Below are 400 nucleotides of genomic sequence, written 5' to 3' on the forward strand. Positions count from 1 at the left end.
GTCCTGCATAGCGATGGTCGACGGCGAGTTGTCCAATCAGCAGCGCGCTTCGAGCGGGCCGAACCCGGTCGGGTTCGATGGTGCGGATGCGAGGAAACCGGCGCTTCACGCGCCGCCCTCCGCGAACCGCCAGACGGGGATGCCGAGCCGACGGGCCTTGTCGGCAAGGTTGTCGGTGATGCCGGAGCCGGGAAAGACGATCAGGCCGTAGGGCACCACCGAGAGAAGCTGGTCGTTGCGGCGGAACGGAGCGGCCTTGGCGTGACGGTTCCAGTCCGGCTTGAAGGCGATCTGGGTGACCTTCCGGTTCTCGGCCCAGCAGGCGGCGATGCGTTCGGCGCCGCGGGGGCTGCCCCCGTGGAGCAGGACCATGTCGGGATGCTTCTCGCGGGCCTTGTCG

The 400-nt window shown here is 68.8% G+C and carries 1 protein-coding gene; it reads right to left on the reverse strand.

Annotation, left to right across the window (positions count from 1 at the left end; genetic code table 11):
- Positions 1 to 105: 105 nt before the first annotated feature.
- On the reverse strand, positions 106 to 400 hold a 295-nt coding region (locus EN935_RS40420; RefSeq protein WP_164771950.1), incomplete at its 5' end, for a DUF2493 domain-containing protein.

Origin of the sequence: Mesorhizobium sp. M7D.F.Ca.US.004.03.1.1 (assembly GCF_003998635.1) — a bacterium.
In the GTDB taxonomy this organism is placed as follows: domain Bacteria; phylum Pseudomonadota; class Alphaproteobacteria; order Rhizobiales; family Rhizobiaceae; genus Mesorhizobium; species Mesorhizobium loti.